General features: G+C 29.4%; 17 protein-coding genes. 16 read left to right on the plus strand and 1 reads right to left on the minus strand.

What is annotated here, in order from left to right:
• The first annotated feature begins 507 nt into the window (after nt 1-507).
• The 9 genes from FYJ83_RS10355 (at nt 508) to FYJ83_RS10395 (ending at nt 9,318) form a co-directional block, all read left to right on the plus strand.
• Nucleotides 508-1,350: a TnsA endonuclease C-terminal domain-containing protein gene (locus FYJ83_RS10355; protein WP_154440303.1), complete on the plus strand. Its 843-nt coding sequence runs from the start codon at nt 508-510 to the stop codon at nt 1,348-1,350.
• On the plus strand, nt 1,334-3,397 hold the full coding sequence (locus tag FYJ83_RS10360; protein WP_154440305.1) for a Mu transposase C-terminal domain-containing protein: 2,064 nt from the start codon (nt 1,334-1,336) through the stop codon (nt 3,395-3,397). The genes FYJ83_RS10355 and FYJ83_RS10360 overlap by 17 nt, the downstream gene beginning before the upstream one ends.
• The gene (locus FYJ83_RS10365; RefSeq protein ID WP_216584932.1) at nt 3,378-4,763 is read left to right on the plus strand and encodes an ATP-binding protein; all 1,386 of its coding nucleotides are present in this window, start codon (nt 3,378-3,380) and stop codon (nt 4,761-4,763) included. The genes FYJ83_RS10360 and FYJ83_RS10365 overlap by 20 nt, the downstream gene beginning before the upstream one ends.
• Entirely contained in the window at nt 4,760-6,025 is a 1,266-nt protein-coding gene (locus FYJ83_RS10370) for a TnsD family Tn7-like transposition protein (RefSeq protein WP_154440307.1), read from the plus strand. The genes FYJ83_RS10365 and FYJ83_RS10370 overlap by 4 nt, the downstream gene beginning before the upstream one ends.
• Before the next feature lie 399 nt (nt 6,026-6,424).
• Nucleotides 6,425-6,727 (plus strand): hypothetical protein, encoded by a 303-nt coding sequence (locus tag FYJ83_RS10375; protein ID WP_078025161.1) that lies wholly within the window; start codon nt 6,425-6,427, stop codon nt 6,725-6,727.
• Between the two features lie 18 nt (nt 6,728-6,745).
• Nucleotides 6,746-7,168 (plus strand): hypothetical protein, encoded by a 423-nt coding sequence (locus FYJ83_RS10380; protein WP_078025160.1) that lies wholly within the window; start codon nt 6,746-6,748, stop codon nt 7,166-7,168.
• A 13-nt stretch (nt 7,169-7,181) separates the two neighbouring features.
• The gene (locus tag FYJ83_RS10385) at nt 7,182-7,343 is read left to right on the plus strand and encodes a hypothetical protein (RefSeq protein ID WP_154440309.1); all 162 of its coding nucleotides are present in this window, start codon (nt 7,182-7,184) and stop codon (nt 7,341-7,343) included.
• Nucleotides 7,344-7,398: 55 nt separating this feature from the next.
• Nucleotides 7,399-7,710, plus strand: coding sequence for a hypothetical protein (locus tag FYJ83_RS10390; RefSeq protein ID WP_078025159.1), 312 nt, complete (start codon nt 7,399-7,401; stop codon nt 7,708-7,710).
• Between the two features lie 174 nt (nt 7,711-7,884).
• A complete protein-coding gene (locus tag FYJ83_RS10395) occupies nt 7,885-9,318 on the plus strand; it encodes a DNA primase family protein (protein ID WP_154440311.1) in 1,434 nt (477 codons plus the stop codon).
• Between the two features lie 296 nt (nt 9,319-9,614).
• Here FYJ83_RS10395 and FYJ83_RS10400 read toward each other — a convergent pair whose 3' ends face one another.
• Nucleotides 9,615-10,277: a hypothetical protein gene (locus FYJ83_RS10400; RefSeq protein ID WP_154440312.1), complete on the minus strand. Its 663-nt coding sequence runs from the start codon at nt 10,275-10,277 to the stop codon at nt 9,615-9,617.
• Nucleotides 10,278-10,413: 136 nt separating this feature from the next.
• Between FYJ83_RS10400 and FYJ83_RS10405 the strand changes: the two genes are divergently transcribed.
• The 7 genes from FYJ83_RS10405 (at nt 10,414) to FYJ83_RS10435 (ending at nt 18,592) form a co-directional block, all read left to right on the plus strand.
• Nucleotides 10,414-10,599 (plus strand): hypothetical protein, encoded by a 186-nt coding sequence (locus FYJ83_RS10405; RefSeq protein ID WP_154440314.1) that lies wholly within the window; start codon nt 10,414-10,416, stop codon nt 10,597-10,599.
• Nucleotides 10,600-12,077: 1,478 nt separating this feature from the next.
• Nucleotides 12,078-13,010: a ParM/StbA family protein gene (locus FYJ83_RS10410; protein WP_154440316.1), complete on the plus strand. Its 933-nt coding sequence runs from the start codon at nt 12,078-12,080 to the stop codon at nt 13,008-13,010.
• A 4-nt stretch (nt 13,011-13,014) separates the two neighbouring features.
• Nucleotides 13,015-13,293 carry a hypothetical protein gene (locus tag FYJ83_RS10415; RefSeq protein WP_154440317.1) on the plus strand — a complete coding sequence of 93 codons (279 nt, stop codon included), beginning with the start codon at nt 13,015-13,017 and terminating at the stop codon, nt 13,291-13,293.
• 161 nt (nt 13,294-13,454) lie between these two features.
• Nucleotides 13,455-14,057 carry a hypothetical protein gene (locus FYJ83_RS10420; RefSeq protein ID WP_154440319.1) on the plus strand — a complete coding sequence of 201 codons (603 nt, stop codon included), beginning with the start codon at nt 13,455-13,457 and terminating at the stop codon, nt 14,055-14,057.
• A gap of 11 nt (nt 14,058-14,068) precedes the next feature.
• A complete protein-coding gene (locus tag FYJ83_RS10425; RefSeq protein ID WP_154440321.1) occupies nt 14,069-17,362 on the plus strand; it encodes an Eco57I restriction-modification methylase domain-containing protein in 3,294 nt (1,097 codons plus the stop codon).
• Nucleotides 17,363-17,373: 11 nt separating this feature from the next.
• Complete coding sequence (locus FYJ83_RS10430; protein WP_154440323.1) at nt 17,374-18,150, plus strand: hypothetical protein; 777 nt, start codon at nt 17,374-17,376, stop codon at nt 18,148-18,150.
• The gene (locus FYJ83_RS10435) at nt 18,143-18,592 is read left to right on the plus strand and encodes a hypothetical protein (RefSeq protein ID WP_154440325.1); all 450 of its coding nucleotides are present in this window, start codon (nt 18,143-18,145) and stop codon (nt 18,590-18,592) included. The genes FYJ83_RS10430 and FYJ83_RS10435 overlap by 8 nt, the downstream gene beginning before the upstream one ends.
• The last annotated feature ends 15 nt before the right edge of the window (nt 18,593-18,607 follow it).

Consider the following 18,607-nt stretch of genomic DNA (forward strand, 5'->3'; position numbering starts at 1 on the left):
CCGCCACAAACATTCCCGAAATCCAACAACCAATAATCCCCCGTAGCCCAGTGAAATCAATATATATAAAAATATAAGTAAATACCTCCCCTATGCATATCGCACTTACATCTCATATAATTGTTCCTATTTTTCCACGAGCAAACTTTGTCATTCTTCACTGCTCACGAGCAAACTCGCTTGTCATTTTCTCATTTTTTATCTCTTTTTTTCTATTTTTTAAGTAAATGCAACCCACGAACAAACTTTGTCACTCAAAGTAAGTTATGGGCGATAGACCTTGCAACCACTCGCTTACCATCCGAGCAAACTTTGTCACTACGTGAGCAAACTCGTGTGTAATTGGACATAGTAGAAAAAATAATAAATATAAAAATAGAGTGAAATTCTGAAAAAATTTCTAATATTCATCCCTTTGTTTTTAGCCAAATAATTGAATAAGTAAGAATTTAATAGATACTATATTGAAAACTTTTATGTTCTGCGTTAACATCACATCCAAGAAGTATGAAAGAAAGGAAGATTTATATGGCGAAAAGAGATACTACTTGGACAGTGGCTAAGTATAAAAGGTTTTTATCTAAAAATCGTGGTAGTGGTGAGTTAGCCTCTTACAAGCCTTGGCTTTCAATACAAGACTTTCCGTCAAAAGGCAGGGTATCACGTGTGAAAGGCTGGAAAACTAATAGAATACATCATTTCTTTTCAGATATACAAACGAGATGTTTCTATATGTTCGAATGGGACAATGAGGTAGTAGATATTAGAGAACATTATCCTCTTTTAGATTTAGTAGAGGTAGTGAAAGAGAATAAAGACCTTAAACAAGATTTCTTTACTAATGAAGAGCCTCCATATATTCTTACTACTACATTCTTGCTTACTTTGAAGAATCATAAATATGTTGCAAGAACTGTAAAATCATCAAGTGAGTTAGAGAAAAAGTCTGTATTAGAAAGGTTGGAAATAGAAAGGCGATACTGGGCAGCAAAAGAAATTGACTTTGGAATAATTACTCAAAAAGAAATCCCTATTAAAATGGTAAAAAATATAGAGTGGATACATCAAAGTTTATATACCTATGAAGAAAGAGGTTTAACAAAAAGTTTACTGGAGAATTATTGTACCATTCTAATTGATAAATTTAGAGACAGTAATTATTCAATAAGAAAGATAACTTCAGATTTTGATAAAGAAAATAATGTATCAGATGGTACAGGCCTATACATATTTAAATACCTTCTAGCATCTAAATTAATAACCATTGAAATGAATGAATCTATAGATATAACAAAAAGTAATCCAAAATTAATCATTGATTGGGGTGCAAGATATGCTTCCAACCAATAGTGTGATTTTATTTGAAACAATTCAGGGTAAAAGATATGAACGAATTCTATACCGTTACAAGGATATTATCTACCTAATTGATATTTACGGTAATTCAATGCCTACTACAGTCTCGGAATCCTTTATTCAGAATGGGTTAAATGATGGCACAATATTTGTTTTAGAAAATGAACCATATATGATAATTAAAGAAGAAGAGGATATTCTACCAAAACACAAAGCCATAAGAGACAAGGCTTATAATGCCATTAAAGACATTGTTACATTTGAGCCTGATATATACATCCCTGATAAGAGAGTTAAACTTGTCAGAGAATATATTGATAATATTCACGAAGCAACAGTTATGAGATATCTGAAGCGATTTTGGCAGAGAGGTATGCATAAAAACTCCTTACTTCCTGACTATTATAAGTGTGGAAAGACACAAGGTGATAAAGTAATCAATAATACTTTTATTATTACCCCCGAGACGGTAAAAATTTTCAATGCTGCTCTTAATAGATTTTATTATAATTCATCACAGAAGACATTGACATTAACCTATGAACTTATGATTAAAGAATACTTTAGTGAAAATGGAATAGTAAATGATGAAATTCCTACCCTAAGACAATTTAGATATTGGTTTAATAAAGAAAGAAATATCAAGAAGGAAGTATCAACTAGAAAAAGTGCAAAGCGATATGAGTTACAACATAGAGGACTTACAGGGTCTGCTACTGAAGAAGCATTTGGTCCGGGAGCAATATTTCAAATAGATGCAACTGTAGGGGATGTGTATTTAGTGTCCCAATATAATCGAAATTGGATTATAGGAAGGCCAGTTATATATACTGTTATGGATGTGTTTTCACGTTGCGTAGTAGGAATTAATATATCTTTGGAAGGACCTAGTTGGATTGGAGCAAGTATTGCCTTAATTAATGCTGCTACTGATAAAGTGTCATTTTGCAGGAAGTACGATATAGAGATTAATAATGATGAGTGGAATTATTGTAGTACCTTACCTGAAGCAATTATAGCAGATCGAGGTGAATTAGAAGGACAGAATATAGAATCTTTAATAACAGCCTTTGGAATAAAAATATTAAATACTAGTCCTTATAGAGGCGATATGAAAGGAATTATCGAAAGGTATTTTGATACACTAAACCAACATACTAAGCCATTTTTACCCGGAGCAATCAAAAGCCAATACCGTGAAAGAGGAGAGCAAGATTATAGGCTTTCAGCGACTCTTGACTTGAAACAGTTTACTCAAATTATAATTAAATGTGTATTGTATCATAACAATCATCACTATTTAAAAAAATATACCAGAAGTGAAGATATGATTGCAGACGGAGTAGAGCCCATACCCAAGTTAATTTGGGAGTGGGGTGTTGCTAATAGAACAGGGCGGTTAAGAACTGTCGATGAAGACTTATTGAAATTAAATCTACTACCAAATGACAAAGCGACTGTAACACAGCACGGGATAAAATTCAAGGGGATGTTCTTTGGTTCTAAAATTTCAGTAAAAGAACGATGGTTTGAGAAGGCTAGAAGCAATGGGGCTTGGAAAGTTGACATATCATATGATCCACGAGATATGAGTTATATTTATATTAAGTATGAAGATGGTAGAAAGTTTGATAAGTGTTTTTTACTAGAACATCAGTCAAGATACAGGGAAAAAGCAATTGAAGAAATAACCTATCTACTAGAATATGAAAAGATGCAGGCTAAAGCCTCAAAGAAGGTAGAACTGCAAAATAAGATTAATTTATTAGAAGACATAGAGAATATTATAGAGCAGGCTAAAGATGATACTAAAAATGAAGTTAAAGAAGGTATAAGTAAAAAGAGGCGTATCCAGAATATCAGAGATAATCGGAATTTCGAGAAGCAGCAGGAGCGGAAGCAAAATATTATCGAAATAAGACCAAAAGAGCCTAAGATAGTAATTGAAGAAAAGTCCTATGGTGATACAGACCAAGATATGATTGAATTACTATTAAAAGCACAGAAAGAGGGGAAAGACCGTGCAGGAATTGATACATAATGCAGAATATAAGGAACAGATTATTTCAGAGTATAAAGATAATCCATTTATAGAAGCATTACCTAAGATTTCATCGCCAAATGAAATAGTATCAAAGTTAGCATATTTTCCTCCCTATGATAAAGAGGAAAGACAGTTAGATAGTCAATATAGAACACATCTTGTTGGACGTCTATATGACGTTTTTCAGCCTCTAAAGATACATTTAGATTTGGAAAGTAGAATTAGTAGAGTTTTAAGGCAAGGATATATAGGAAGAAATATATTGGATAAAGCCTATGTTTCAAACCATTATCGTAGCACTGCAGGCTCTTTCACACTTTTAGGAGTGTCAGGTATGGGGAAAACCACTGTTGTAAATAGGATATTAACAATGTATCCACAAGTTATTGTCCATAGCAAATTTAAAGATAGAGAACTTTCAAGATATCAGGTAGTTTTCTTAAGACTAGAATGCTCTTACGATGGAAGTATTAAAGGCTTATGTTTATCATTCTTTAATAAGGTTGACGAAATATTAGGAACTGACTATTATTCAAGATTTGGTAGTGGAAAACTTTCAGTTGATAATATGCTTGTCGCTATGACTAATATTGCTAAAAATATTTCATTGGGACTTTTAGTAATTGATGAGATTCAAAACCTTAGTAAGTCCAAGTCTGGTGGAGCCGATAGGATGTTGAACTTCTTCGTTACCCTAGTTAATACTATAGGATTACCAGTTTTGTTAATTGGTACTCCTGAGGCTATGGGGGTATTACAAGGAAAGTTTAGACAGGCAAGGCGCGGCTCAGGACAAGGAGATTTGGTGTTTGAAAGGTTAGATAATGATATTAACTTTAATTTACTTATAAACGCAATATGGGGCTATCAATGGACTAAAAAACCTACTGTATTGACAGACGAACTGATAGATACCCTATTTGACCAATCCCAAGGAATAATTGATATAACGGTAAAACTTTATGTCCTTGCTCAAACAAAAGCAATTTCAAGTGGAAAAGAGACTATAACCCCTGAATTAATCAAACAAGTGGCTGACGAAAGTTTAAGGTTAGTAAAACCAATGTTAAATGCATTAAGAACAGGCAATGTAATGGAAATAGCAAAATATCCTGATATTTATACAGGGAGCATAAATTTAAATTATGAAGAGCCTCCTCAAAATAGGTTTGTAATACCCACTACTCCTAAACCATCTGTAGTAGAGAGTAATGATAATCCAGTAAAAATTAAAACAAAGAAGATACCTCCAAGTGCAGAAAATGATATTAGAGTTATAGTACAAAGTGGTGCAGGAGAAGGATTAACTACCTATGAGATATTAAAAAATTACGGAATAATTAAAGGATTTGAAGTTGTATGATGACATTCTTTCCTACACCATATCAAGATGAAATACTATACAGTGTTTTTGCTAGATATCACGATAAAAGTCCAAATTTCAATGGTAGTGAAACTGCAAGGGATCTATTTAATGTAAATCGTATAGTGTGTAGTCTGGAGTTCCCAACACTATTGGTTAATTTGCTCCAAAATATGCCCTTAAACAGTCCTTTTGATGCAGACAGGCTAATAGTCGAACATACACTATTTCCGTTTTATACAGCCTTTTTAAGCCTTAAGAATAAGAATATAATAAGACAGTATATGTTATATGGAGATGTTGAGATATATAATAAAATTACAAGTATTATAAATCCATTGGCTGAAAATAAATTCTTAAGATTTTGCCCAAAGTGCAATAAAGAGGATTTGGATATATATGGCGAATTATATTGGCATAGGATTCACCAGATAAGAGGTGTTTATATTTGCCCCATTCATAAAACACCTATTTATGATAGTAGTGTATCATTTGAAGAGAATAAATATAAATACGTAGCAGCGACTGAGAAAAACTGCATTGTTGAAAGTGAGATTGTGTATGAACATAAAATCTATGAGAAATTACTGCTCATTGCAGAGGATATGCAATGGATTTTGAATAATCCTCAAATTAAAACAAACATAAAGAACCAATACCTAAATCAGTTGAAGATATTAGAGTATGCTACAGTTAATGGAGGTATACGCCAGAAAAATCTTATTACTGATTTTGAAGCCTTTTGGAGTGATGATATACTTCAAATGACACAAAATACAATCACTAAAACTAATAATTGTAATTGGCTTTTTAAGATGGGATGGGACAAGGCAACTATAGAAGACCCATTAAAGCATATATTATTTATGAGGTTTTTAAGTCTAACTCCAGATGTGCTATTTAACCATAATATAGAGTATCTTCCTTTTGGTAAAGGACCATATCCTTGTTTAAATCCTGTTTGTGTGCAATATGAAAATGAAGTAATTGGGAATGTAGAAATTAGGAATAGTTATAAAACTAAAAGTCCAATTGGATATTTTACTTGTCCAGAATGTGGTTTTTCTTATTTAAGACGTGGTCCAGATAAGAAAATAGAAGATAGATACAGGTATTCTAGGATTGTAGATTATGGGGATTATTGGAGAGAAGAATTAATGCGGTTATTAAAGTATAACAGCGTGCCAAAGGTTGCAAAATTAATGGGGACAACACATACTACAGTTTATGATTATATAAGGCGATTGGGAGTTAGAAAGTAATTGAAGCATTGATTTTACAAATATCTCAAAAAATATTGATATAAATATTTGACAAATGAAAAATGTCGAGTTAATATTTAAGCATAAAAAACTAGAGATTTCATAATTAATGATTTATTTGTCAATAGGTTGATAAATAACTTTATAAGATATGTAACTAAACTGTAATGTTACTTAGCAAGAAATTGTGGTAATATATATAATATACAAAGCAAAATATTTTTTTATCGATTAGGTACAGACAATTAAATAATTAATAATTATAGAATTCTAACAGAGCAAAATGTATTCAGTGTTATTTGACACTGGTATTTTGCTCTGTTTTTGTTTTCTTAAAAGGAGGTGCAACCTAATATGAAAATATAAATGTTGTGACTGTTTGGAAAGGAGGTTGAATAAATGGCAATTATCTATGCTAATGAAAAAACAGGGGTCATAGCAAGAGCATCAGATTTAACTGGTATTAAAGAATTAGCAGAAGATCTTGGTTTTAAGATACTGATTAATAATTATAGGTCTTTCTTCTATGGGATCTATAGAAGATTCAACTCTGAAACTAAGAAATTTGAATTCAGAAAAGTATCTAAAATAAACGAGGAAAAAGAACAAGTGCTCTTAAATGAAGGATTCGAAAAGATAAAAGATGCTTATAGTAATCAAATTCCAAAAGAATTCTTATGGAATACCCATATTAGAAAATAGAATCTAAGGAGGAGTTAAATGTCTAGCAAGGTTTATGAGTATGTAAAAAAGGAAATTAAGATGTTTAATTTTCAAAGTGGACAATCTTGGATGAATGAAGAAAAAATTATTAAAGTATTAGGAAAGAAGTTCACAAACCAAGATTTATATGAAGTATTAATGTGGAGATTTGTAGTTGAGGAAAATAAAATAATTGCATATGATTTGGAAAACAGAAAGAGAATCATTTGTAATATAACAGATTATGACACATTAGAGGGTGTAAGAGAAGACTTTATTTCAATTGCAGGATGCTACTTATGGGGTGTTTTTTATGATGAACAAAATCGTCCAAGGCTAGAACTATATTTAGATGAGATACACAAGGAATCAGGATTACTGGATTTTATATTTGCTTTGCTGCAGACAAGTGTAGAGTCTTGTTTAAGAAGTAGAATTTAAAGGAGGTTAATAAATGGAGGAAAACAGATTCATTTTAAAAGATATTGATTACGATGAAGAGATAGCAAAAATGAATTTACAGAAAATAAGAAATTTAAGTGACTCTCCATATGAATACACTACATCCGAAGATTTTTGCTATGAATATGGCTACTTCTTTGATTTTTATGAATGAAAATATTAATAAATGTATATTAATTTGTGTTGTATTTTTGAAAGGAGTGTTTTTAATGAGAAAAATAATTAATAAGAAAGTGTATGACACTGAAACTGCTGAATTCGTGGCTGAATACCATAATGGTTATTTCAGAAGAGATTTTCGTTATGAATATGAAGGATTATATAAATCAAAAAAGGGGCAATTTTTCATTCACGGTATTGGGGGAGCATTGTCAAAGTACAGTGAGTCATATGGGAATGGTAGAACAGGGATAGAAACAATAGTTTTGTTAACTAAGGAAGAAGCCCTTGAATGGTTATCAGAACATAATAAATTAGAAGAAATCGAGAAATATTTTTCTGATAACATTCAAGAAGGATAAGTACTAATCACAAATATTAAATATAAATAAATCATTATAACAGGGCAAAAAATGAAATATCAATAGTATGTAACATAATACCAAGAAAGCATTCTAATAAAGCATAAAGAAAAAACAAATAATAGTATTCTAACATAGCAAGCCCTTTGTTTAAAAACAAAGGAGGTATTGTTAATGGGTAAAAATGAAGAGTACAAGGATTTAATTAAGGAAATGGGCCTGCCAGATCCTAATGATAGTAGTTATTTTAGAGAATCAAGTATAAAAAATAAACAAAGAATAAATGGGAAGTATAATGTAAGTGGTGATAAAGTACCTGAGTGGGTTCAAGTAAGTGAGAATGGGAAAGTTACAATTAATACTGGATTATTGGCAGATTACTTAATAGATAATATCCCTGCTATTTATGTAGCAAATCAATTTTATATTTATGAAAATGGTGTATATCGTAAAAGTTTAGAAGATGAGGATTTAACAATTGTTAAAGAATTGATCGATAGTAAGTATTCAACGATGTATAGGATTAAAGATGCTGCTGCTCAATGGAAAACTGACAGAAAAGTTAAGATATTTCCTCATCAAATTAATTATAATCCATATATTATCAATTTAAAAAATTGTCTCTATGATTTAAGAGATAATCAATGTTATAAACATACATCTAATTATAAGACTACAATCCAACTAAATGCAAATTACAATCCGAATGCTAAAGGAGAAACCTTTGAGAGATTTATTAAAGAGGCCATTCCAAATGAACTCAATCGAAAAATTGCACAGGAGATTTTAGGATATTGCTTAACATCTTTTACTGAAGCAAAGAAGTTATTTATCTTATTAGGGAAAAAAGATACAGGTAAATCAACTTTTTTAAGAATTATAGAAAACTTAATACCTGAAGAAAATGTTTCACACGTAGAACTTCAAGCAATCAATAAAGATTATAATACAGCGCAATTATTTAATAAATTAGTTAATATTTTTGCTGATCTTCCTGATCAAGGAATTAAAGATGTAGGGTTAATTAAGGCTTTGACTGGTGAAGATACAATATCTGCAAGGCATATATATGGAACACCATTTGATTTTATAAATAAGGCAAAAATGATTTTTTCTACAAATAATATGCCGCCTAATTATGGAGATAAAAGTGATGCATTTTATGAAAGACTCATTATACTTCCTTTTAATCAACAAAAAAAGGATGTAGAAAAAGACCCACAATTAAAATATAAACTAGCAGAAGAAAATGATTATATCTTTATGTGGGCTTTAGAAGGTTTAAAACGTTTGATAAAGCAAAATTTTATATTTACTTACTCACCTGAAGTAAGGGCATTAATTAATGAGTATAAAACAAGTTCTAATAGTGTTCTTCAATTTGTAGATGAAAAGTGCATTATAAATGAAAATATGTGGGTTTATAGGAGTTTACTATATAAGGAATATAGAGAATTTTGTCAAGAAAATGGATTACTACCTTTAAATTCAACAAAGTTTAATAAAGAATTGGAAACGAACCTTAGTCTCAAAAGGAAACAGATGGGACCAAAAAGGTTAAGGGCGTTTATAGGGCTCGGATTAATAAATAATGATAGAGGAGAGTAAACACTCTCCTTTTTTAAAAGGAAAATATGAAAAACGAACAAAATCTGAACGATAATAAATAGCGAATTTTAAACATTTGAACGAGATGAACTATCTATTGTTTTAAATTACATAAGTATTAAAACTACATAAGTGAAATAGCAGTAATTTTAATCAGGTTCAATTTAAAAGTCGTTCAACCCGTTCAAGTTAAGTAATACAATTGTTTTAGTAAGGATGTACTGGTTCATTTATTATCTTTGACGTGAGGGGTTATACAACTATGACTAAAGCAAGATTACGGAATGTGATATTTTTTATGGGGTAAACTCCGGGATAAGTTCTGTTTCTAGAAAATCTAATGCTCTAAACCATATATTAAGCAATTTATTGTGGGTGTCCTCATTTAACTGTGCTTCATTAGTTAATTTTTGCTCAGTAATTTCTTTGTGTAATTGGTCTATTGTCAAGCGTTCTTCTTCTATAATCTTTAAGGCACGGCGATTTTCAATATACGGTTGAACCAAATTGAACCTCTTTTCACAATATGCATCAATAGATTTTATATAATAGTGAAGACTGCAGTAGAACCATCCAGAGATGATTATATTGATATAGTTAACTCTTTTTCCGTCATCATCTAATATAATTTTTAGTAATTCTATAGCCCATTGAATGGAATCGTTTATGAAATCAAGATCATTTTGTTCTATTATTCCATCTTTTAATACCGACTTTAATATATTACGGCTATAGTTTAATTTTTGATAATGTAGTTGTAAAAATTCAACCCAAAGCATACGCTCTTCTGAAAATAACTTCTCATTTCTATCAAACTCTAAGACAATATCTTCCAGTGATGCTAGCAAACAGAAGCACATTTTACGTAAATGATATTCCTTAGATTTGAGCAAATCTAAAGTAAAATTTTCAACATTGATATAATCTTTTATATCTGAAACATCAATTGGAAATCCCATAGGATGAAAACCGCCTCCTTTGTTGTATTATGCGTTACATCATAACATTTTAGAATTAGGATATCAAGTTTTAACATATGGCCCTGAAAATGTAACTAGAAGATGGTATACTAAAGTAAAAAATGGAGGGATTCTATTGAAAATAAAAATATTATTAATATTGCTAATGCTTGTAGCAGGGATAGTAGGTGGAGTAGCGGGAGTAATAGAACTATTTGATATATTAGAAGGGAAGAAGGCATTTCTTACATTAGGGCTAATCTTAGTATTATTCTTATTTCCTACATTAAAATGTTGGATGAACTTAGAAAATCATAATTGAGGGGCTGCGTATTCGTTTTGATCTTGATATAATTAATATAGTAGTTACTGACATTCCTTTCTTTTGTTTAATATAGATTTAGAGAACCACTGTGAACTTTGTAGTGATGCCTTGTGCAGATATATCGAAAGTTCCATAGTGGTTTTTCTATTTAATAACAGATAATAACTGTTATTAATAAATAATAATGGTTGTTAATGATTATTAAAATATACAATCAATAATAACTAGTAATAACAGTTATTAATAGATTATCAAGGAGTTAAATAATAAAGGCTTAACTTCTTTACAAGACATTTATCAGGATTTAATAACTAATAATAACTATTAGGAACAGTTAGCAATAATTAATAATAGATAATAAATATTATTATTGGTTATTAAGATAAAGATATAATTAAAGTGCTATATCGAAAAAAGAGAAAGATTATATTTTTTTCGTAAGTAAAGAATAATCAATGAAAAAAATAGAAATAAAATGAATTAATTAGATATGATAGCGAAAAGAAGCAAATATAGTATTTATTCATTAAAAATAGCATTAATCAGTTTAATTTCACAAATAATCAGTTTCATATTATTATTAAATTTTCGATAAAAAGTAAAAAAGCATTCAGTATTTAATGGGATATGTATAAATTTTTCGTGATAATATAGAAGATTTTACTAAAATCATTTTTTTCATTTATTTCGTCACGAAAAAAATACCTACTAAAGGACTCATAATAGCAAAAAAAATAAAAAAAAAGAATTAAATAGGAAAATATATGGATATGCATAACATTTAATCATAATGAGTGTATATCGCAATATTTGAAGTTATTTCAGGTATTTTGGGATAATCGCATAAAAAATAAATATGATATTAGAATTCTGAAAAAGCAGGAGTTTAAGTTGATTTGTTTAAGAGATAAGTATGGATTATACACTTATGATAGAGGGTTTATGGAGTTATTTAAGGTTATAAATATCCATAATCTCTTTTCCATACAGATAGCATAATCTAGAGACAAATTAACTAGGGGGTGTTACTATAGTATAAATTATAGCATTATTTATTGCAGTGGTTTGAGTGGTGCAAATCATTTGTAGAATTAAGTCTGACGGTAGTTATAATCAAAGTAGTGTCATATGTGAAATTCCTTTAATATTAAGATGTAGCCGGCTCTTTAGCCGGCTACATACTTTTTTAGGGAAATAATCTATAGTAATAGTGTCAATTCAATAACCTAAAATACTGAATGAAGATTATTTTAATATAAACAAGGAGTAGCACTAGTTTTATTGAATAGGTAAATATGAATAAATTACTCAAGAAAGATAGAGGAACATAAAGGATATTAATCCATATTATGATTCCTCTTTTTATTTTCAAATTAGAAAGAAGGGATGATAACTTATTTAGGTTCTAAAATGTTCTATCAAAAATTAATCAGGTTCCATTAGGAACTAAAAACAAATGAAAGGGGATTTTTCAAATGGAAGAAAGCAATAACATTATAATTGGTATTGACCACGGCAATACCAGCATTAAAACAAATACTGGGTTTGAATGCAAGTCAGGTTTTACTATTCTCAACGATGAGCCTATTACTCAGAGGGGATTACTAAATTATCAATCTAAGTACTATTCCATAGGAACTGAGAGGCTACCTGTAAAAATGGATAAAACAAAAGATGAGGACTTTTTTATTATAACCCTTGCTGCAATAGCAGAGTCATTAAGTTACGGATCAGAATATATCTCAACTATAGAAAAAGATATTACACTTTCAGTTGGACTGCCTATAGTAAATTATGGGCATTTAAAGGAGAGATTTAAGTCTTATTTTATTAAAGATAATGTTTTTTATGAATATGAGGAAAAAGAGTATCTGATAAATATTAAAGATTGTTTTGTTTTTCCACAATCATATTCAGCATTACTCACAAGATATTCTGAATATAAAAATGTCCAACTTATCAATGTATGCGATGTAGGTGGTGGAACTACAGATTGTTTTAAGATGGAGAATGGGATAATTGACATTTCATCTTGTTTTTCCTTACCACTTGGAGCAGTTCATTTATTTAACGCTATTGTTCAAGAAGTTCTTGCAAAAGGATACTATTTAACTGAATCTCAAATACAACAAATTATTTTAGGAATGGAGCCAGTTTTCGATGAAGAAGGTATTAGTAAGATTGCAAGAGAAGAGACTCAACAATTTACAAATAAGTTGATCTCAAACATTATTGAACACGGGCTAGAATTAAGGATTAATCCTACAATTTTTGTCGGCGGAGGTTCAATTCTCTTAAAACAGTATATTAATGATATCAAAATTGGTTATGTAGAGATTATTGAAGATACATTTGCTAATGCAAGGGGATTTGAGATGCTTGCTAGACAAATATTATTAAAAAGGTGATCGTATGGATTGTATCAAGAGAATAAATCTTAGTTTTGATTTAAGAAGGGATAGGGATAGGCAGGCATATAATATATTAGTTCAGGTTCAACATAAGACAGCATTTATAGTAGAAACTGTGCTCTATTATGAAAAGGACAATCAAAATAAATTTGACAAAAGTACTATTAAACAAGCACTAAAAGAAGTTCTTAGTGAAATTAACTTTACAATAGATAAGAATAATGAAGATGGAGAAGATGAAATTCCAGATGAAATATTTGATCTATTTGAGCAATTATAATCAAAAATATGCCATTACAAAGTGGCATATTTTTTGTTGCATAATAAAGTTGACGGCTTGGTAAAACTTGTATTTACTAATGAAAAAAGTGACAACTTATGATATCATAAACTTATATTGTATTACGGAACTATTATCATTTCAATGGGGAGGAATGGGAATTGAATATAAGTGAGAGTAAAACGGAATTTATAAATATTATAGAAGATTTTAAGAGGGAAATTGAAGATACCTTAAATAGAAGCATTTATTCAAGCGACATAGATGAATTAAGGCTTGGCTATGAGGGAAAATTTAGTAAAGAACGCTTTAAAGAGTATCTGGTTAAGAAAAACGCTTTACATATAGTTTTTAAGTATATTTTTATAAGGATGATGTCTGAAGGAGAAAGATTAGTGAATCCTAAACTAAATAAAGAAGGTATTACTAATTGGAAAGAGATGAGCAAAAACTATCGTGGAGATTATTTAATGCTTTTTAAAATAGCCAGTGAAGATTTAAGAAGAATAGAAAAGACAAGAGATTTTTTTGAACCAACTCTTTATGATAAATACTTAGATAAATTAGAATATAGTATTTTTAATAAAAACAATGATAATTTTATAGAAAAATTAAGGGTTTATGATTTTAGAACTTTAGATCCAAATACGGCTGTTAGTTTATTTGATAGTTTATATCCTAGTGAAGACAGAGAAAAATTACAAGGATTTTTAGATGAATCTCATATAACAACATATTTAATGACATCACTAGGATTGATGTAAGGGGTGAAAGGATGATTATTGAAAACACATTTGATAAATTAAAACTTATTTCTGAGTTGAAAGAAATACATATTGAACTTGTGGAAGTCTATAAAAAGATATTTGATTATAAATATAGGACAAATGCAGATTTTGAAGCGTTTATAGACAAAGAATATAAGGAAAATAAAATAAGTGACGGAGAACAACAGGTGTGGAATGATAATTTTTGCCATAGAGCCTCTTATACTCTTTTAAATAAAATATTATTTATAAGAATATGCGAAGATAAAGGGTTTATGTTGAATCCTGAGGACTATGTGGCAGGTGAACCTAAGGATCCACATATAGGCAAAAAATTATCTAGAATAGGTCTTCAGAAATGGGCTAATCTTGTAACAAATTATACACTAGGAGAACTAGTTAAATTAGCCTTCTTAGATATGAAAAAATCTTATGGTAACATTGCGCTCTATAAAGATGATAAATATGAGATGCTAACCCCTACAACTGAAGAATTAAGCCTCAAATACTTAGATGGTGATGAAGAAGCACAGAAATTAGTATTGCAATTTGAAAACGCACTAGGCAATATTGTCGAAAAGTTGGATACAAACAACTATAATTTTAATAGTACAGATGGCAATATATTGGGTGATGTTTATGAAAAGTTTATGGATAGAGAAACCCGTAAGGCTATTGGACAGTTCTATACCCCAGAATTTGTTATTGAGTATATATTAAATAATACAGTTGCGAAGGCGGATGTAGTAGAAAATCCTTTTGTAAGCGTTGCAGATATTTCTTGTGGTTCAGGGCATTTTTTAATTATGGCTTATGACATATTAAGAGAAAAGTTTATTAATAATTTAGAATTATTAAGGGACAAGTATGCTGATGAAGTATACACTCTTAAAAAGAACGGGAAAGTAGTAGAACTAACTGGAAAGGGCTATTGGAAAGAGGAACATATTCATTATCATTTATTAAAACATTGTATTTATGGGGCTGATATTGATAGTTTTGCAGTTCAGTTGACTACTATTAACCTATTATTAAAGGATTTAGATAACTTTACAGATGAACTAAACATTGTAGAATGTGATAGTTTAATAAAATGGGAAAAAGACTATGATTGGAAAGAACTGAAGCAACAATTGGGAGAAGAGTTTGAAACGATTGAATATACGCAAACTAATTTAATTGGAGAAGAAGAGAAAATTGTAGTTACTAGTAAGAAAGAATTATTTGAATTAAGATATAAGGATATTATTGGAGTTGAAAGAGTTGAAATGGTTGATAGAGAAAGAGCGCAGGAATTAATCAACTTATGTGAATTTTGGGATTGTAAGTTTGATTATGCAATTGGGAATCCACCCTATGGCTCTAGAAAGAGGATCGATGAAAGCAAGAAAATTTACTATGGTAATAAGTATTTTGAAGAAGGTGACTATGACACCTATATGTTTTTTATATGGCGTTCTATTGAACTGTGTAATCTTAAAATTGGGTTTATTACACCTAACGGTTACTTTACAAATATTTACAATAATAAATTAAGGACATTCATACTTAATAATACTCATCTTGAGGAGATAGTTAATTTAAAAAGTAATGTTTTTGAAGATGCAAATGTGGATACCGTTATAACCATATTTAATAATAAAGAAATAGATAAAGAACAGATTTTGATAAAAGCAATTGAAAAATTTAATACAAGTATTTATGATTCTCAGTTTAATAATTTTTCTATCTATTATAGTGAGATACTAAAAGATCCTAATAAGATGATATATATCAATAGCAAAGAAGGATTAGAGTTAGAAAAAATTTTGTTTAGAAATTCTAAAAAATTAAGAGATATTGCGTATTGTGGACAAGGAGTTATTGTTTATGGAACAAAGGAAGAAAGTAGAAGAGGAGGGTACTTAGAAGTTACATCGGAGACAGGTTTATGGAAAAAAACTCTAAAAGGCAGGGATATTGGAGACTTTTATATTGAATGGAAAGGCTTAAAGGTTAAATATGGAAATTGGCTAAGAAGGTCAAGAAATGAAGAACACTTAAAATCAAATAAAATTTTGATTCAAAGATTAAGAAATCAGAAATTAAGTAGGAGATTAGTTTGTGCATTAGACGAAGAAGGGTATTATGTATTAAATAATCTTAATTATGTCATCTCAGAAAATAAAGATTATGATTTAATATATTTATTAGGCATACTTAACTCAAATTTATTAAACTATTATTATGCAACAAAATATACTGATGTTAATATTAAAGAAGAATATATAAGAAACCTTCCTATAAAAAAAGTTAACAGTAAAAGCGAAGAAATAATTCAAGTAGTAGATAAAATTAATAGATTAAGAAAATACAACTTTAAAAAAAATATAGTTGATTCCTTGATAACTAAAACTTTTACTGAAGAAAAATTAAGTAATATTATTAAAAATAGTTTGGAAATAAACGCACTTTTAAATGAAAATCTAGTTTTGCTAAACATGTTAATATATAACTTATATGAAGTTGATATAGATATAATTCAAGATGCTGAAGTACATGTTTTAGGATACTTATCATTAGAAAGAAAAGAATTATTCCTAGACTTTCTAGAACTATCATTTGAAGATGCAAATTCAGCACTAAATAAAATCAAGATAGATTCATACAAAGAATTAGTTAAGTATTTAAGTAAAGATGAATTATATGAAAGACATGTAATTAACAATGAACCTTTGGAGCAAATTGCTACAAGTTATAATTGTGAGTTATTTACATTAATATATTATATGGAACAAGTCATACAATCAAATCCTAGCCAAATATGGGATATTATTAACTTTAGTGAAATTTATCAAGCAATAAATGAGTATATTAGTATAAAGTGTACTACTTTATTAAGAGATAATATTGAAGTAACAGATATAAGTCAAATAAAAGATTGGTTTGTTAATAATGATTGTAATTACAAAATCATCTTAAAAATTTTTAGGAAAGATAACCACACTAAACAAGTAATAGATTTATTTAAAGATGCTTTAAAGGGAGATATGTATACTTGGAATACATACAGAAAAGCAAAGACTGAAGGGAAAAATGATAAAGTATTTATCAAGTATGATGCGAATAATTATGGTCTAGCAGAATGGTCAGACGAAATCCATAAAAATTACTTTTTAGATGCTATTGAAGAATACACGGTAAATAACCCAAATGAAAAGAAAGCAAAAGACATACTTAAACTATTCGAGGACTTAGACATAGAAGACAAGCAGGACTATATTGAAGTTATTGAAGAAAAAATTAGAAAAACCTTTAAGTAAGGGGTGAGAAATTGAATATACAATCAATATCAGAAAAAATACCTATAGAGGAAACAATAAAAGGAATTGAATTTATTAAATACGAAAGAAGTATAGAAAAACTAAAATCTTATATGGACGATATAATGCCATTTGGTGAGAAAACTACTGTTAAATATAGAAATAAATTTTTTCAAAGATTTGTAGAAACTGAGGGAGAGGAAATTGCTTATACTCCACTTTTGAAATTCATTAATAGTGCTGATAGTTTTCAAACTAAAAAAGAAGTAATTTATTTCATAGTTTGTGAAACATCAGATGCAGTAGGTGAGATTGTCAAAGGTTTTTATGAAGGTTCTATACCAGAACAAATAGAGTCAGATCAATTTATTGAAGTTTTTAAAGCAGCAATGCCCGATGCAAAAGAAAGTTCTATTAAAAAAACTTATAGTGTAGTTACTACAATCCTTGAGGATTTTGGGATATTGAATTCAAAAAAGGATGAGGTTACAAAGAAAAAGGTATTTCTTTTAAATAATAATATCAGATCTTCCAATGAAGGAATCCTATTTAATTTGTATTATGAGTTCATAAAGATAAAAGGAAATAAAATGCCAGAGGAAGAATTGGTTTTAAATTGTGATACCTTCAAGTATTTCATAATGAGCGATTTAATGAAAAAGAGGCATTTAAAATGGATGTTAGATCAAGGATATCTTGAACATTATGTAATGGGTGGGAATTCTAAATATCAGTTTTCTTATGATTCACTAGATCTTCTTGTAGAAAAGGTGATTAAAAATGATTGAACGTATTGAGAGTACACTAGACAGTATGGGGCAGAGAAGGATGTTATTTATAATCGGAGACCATTTAAGTGGGAAAACGAAATTGGTTAAGGATTGTTTAGTTAGTTGGTTTGGACAAGATTCAGAGAGCCATTATGTAGATGTAGGCTTGTATATTAAAAACAAAGTTGCTGATGAATATTTAGATATTTATAAAATTTATCCAGAAGAATTTAGAGAAGATGCTGAAGGTTTTTTTAACCAACTTATAGAAGAAAAGTATAAGGATAACAGACTGGTTGTATTTGATCATATGGAATATTTGCTTTCTGAAAAGTATACTGGATGGATTAGGCTTCTTGATAAAGTAACTTTAAAAGATAATACTGCCATCATAGTTGTACCAACTGAATATGAAAAGAGTTTGCCACTTTTGGCGTACAAGTATTTAAGAGTTGAATGAGAATGGGGGGAAGGA

The organism is Tissierella pigra (assembly GCF_009695605.1).
GTDB classification, from domain to species: Bacteria; Bacillota; Clostridia; order Tissierellales; family Tissierellaceae; genus Tissierella; species Tissierella pigra.

Excerpts from the sequence above, each read along its gene's own strand:
- FYJ83_RS10400 (WP_154440312.1), bottom strand. The coding sequence starts at position 10,277 with ATGGGATTTCCAATTGATGTTTCAGATATAAAAGATTATATCAATGTT.
- FYJ83_RS10355 (WP_154440303.1), top strand. The coding sequence starts at position 508 with ATGAAAGAAAGGAAGATTTATATGGCGAAAAGAGATACTACTTGGACA.
- FYJ83_RS10410 (WP_154440316.1), top strand. The coding sequence starts at position 12,078 with ATGGAAGAAAGCAATAACATTATAATTGGTATTGACCACGGCAATACC.
- FYJ83_RS10370 (WP_154440307.1), top strand. The coding sequence starts at position 4,760 with ATGATGACATTCTTTCCTACACCATATCAAGATGAAATACTATACAGT.
- FYJ83_RS10435 (WP_154440325.1), top strand. The coding sequence starts at position 18,143 with ATGATTGAACGTATTGAGAGTACACTAGACAGTATGGGGCAGAGAAGG.
- FYJ83_RS10395 (WP_154440311.1), top strand. The coding sequence starts at position 7,885 with ATGGGTAAAAATGAAGAGTACAAGGATTTAATTAAGGAAATGGGCCTG.
- FYJ83_RS10385 (WP_154440309.1), top strand. The coding sequence starts at position 7,182 with ATGGAGGAAAACAGATTCATTTTAAAAGATATTGATTACGATGAAGAG.
- FYJ83_RS10415 (WP_154440317.1), top strand. The coding sequence starts at position 13,015 with ATGGATTGTATCAAGAGAATAAATCTTAGTTTTGATTTAAGAAGGGAT.
- FYJ83_RS10360 (WP_154440305.1), top strand. The coding sequence starts at position 1,334 with ATGCTTCCAACCAATAGTGTGATTTTATTTGAAACAATTCAGGGTAAA.
- FYJ83_RS10390 (WP_078025159.1), top strand. The coding sequence starts at position 7,399 with ATGAGAAAAATAATTAATAAGAAAGTGTATGACACTGAAACTGCTGAA.
- FYJ83_RS10375 (WP_078025161.1), top strand. The coding sequence starts at position 6,425 with ATGGCAATTATCTATGCTAATGAAAAAACAGGGGTCATAGCAAGAGCA.
- FYJ83_RS10380 (WP_078025160.1), top strand. The coding sequence starts at position 6,746 with ATGTCTAGCAAGGTTTATGAGTATGTAAAAAAGGAAATTAAGATGTTT.
- FYJ83_RS10425 (WP_154440321.1), top strand. The coding sequence starts at position 14,069 with ATGATTATTGAAAACACATTTGATAAATTAAAACTTATTTCTGAGTTG.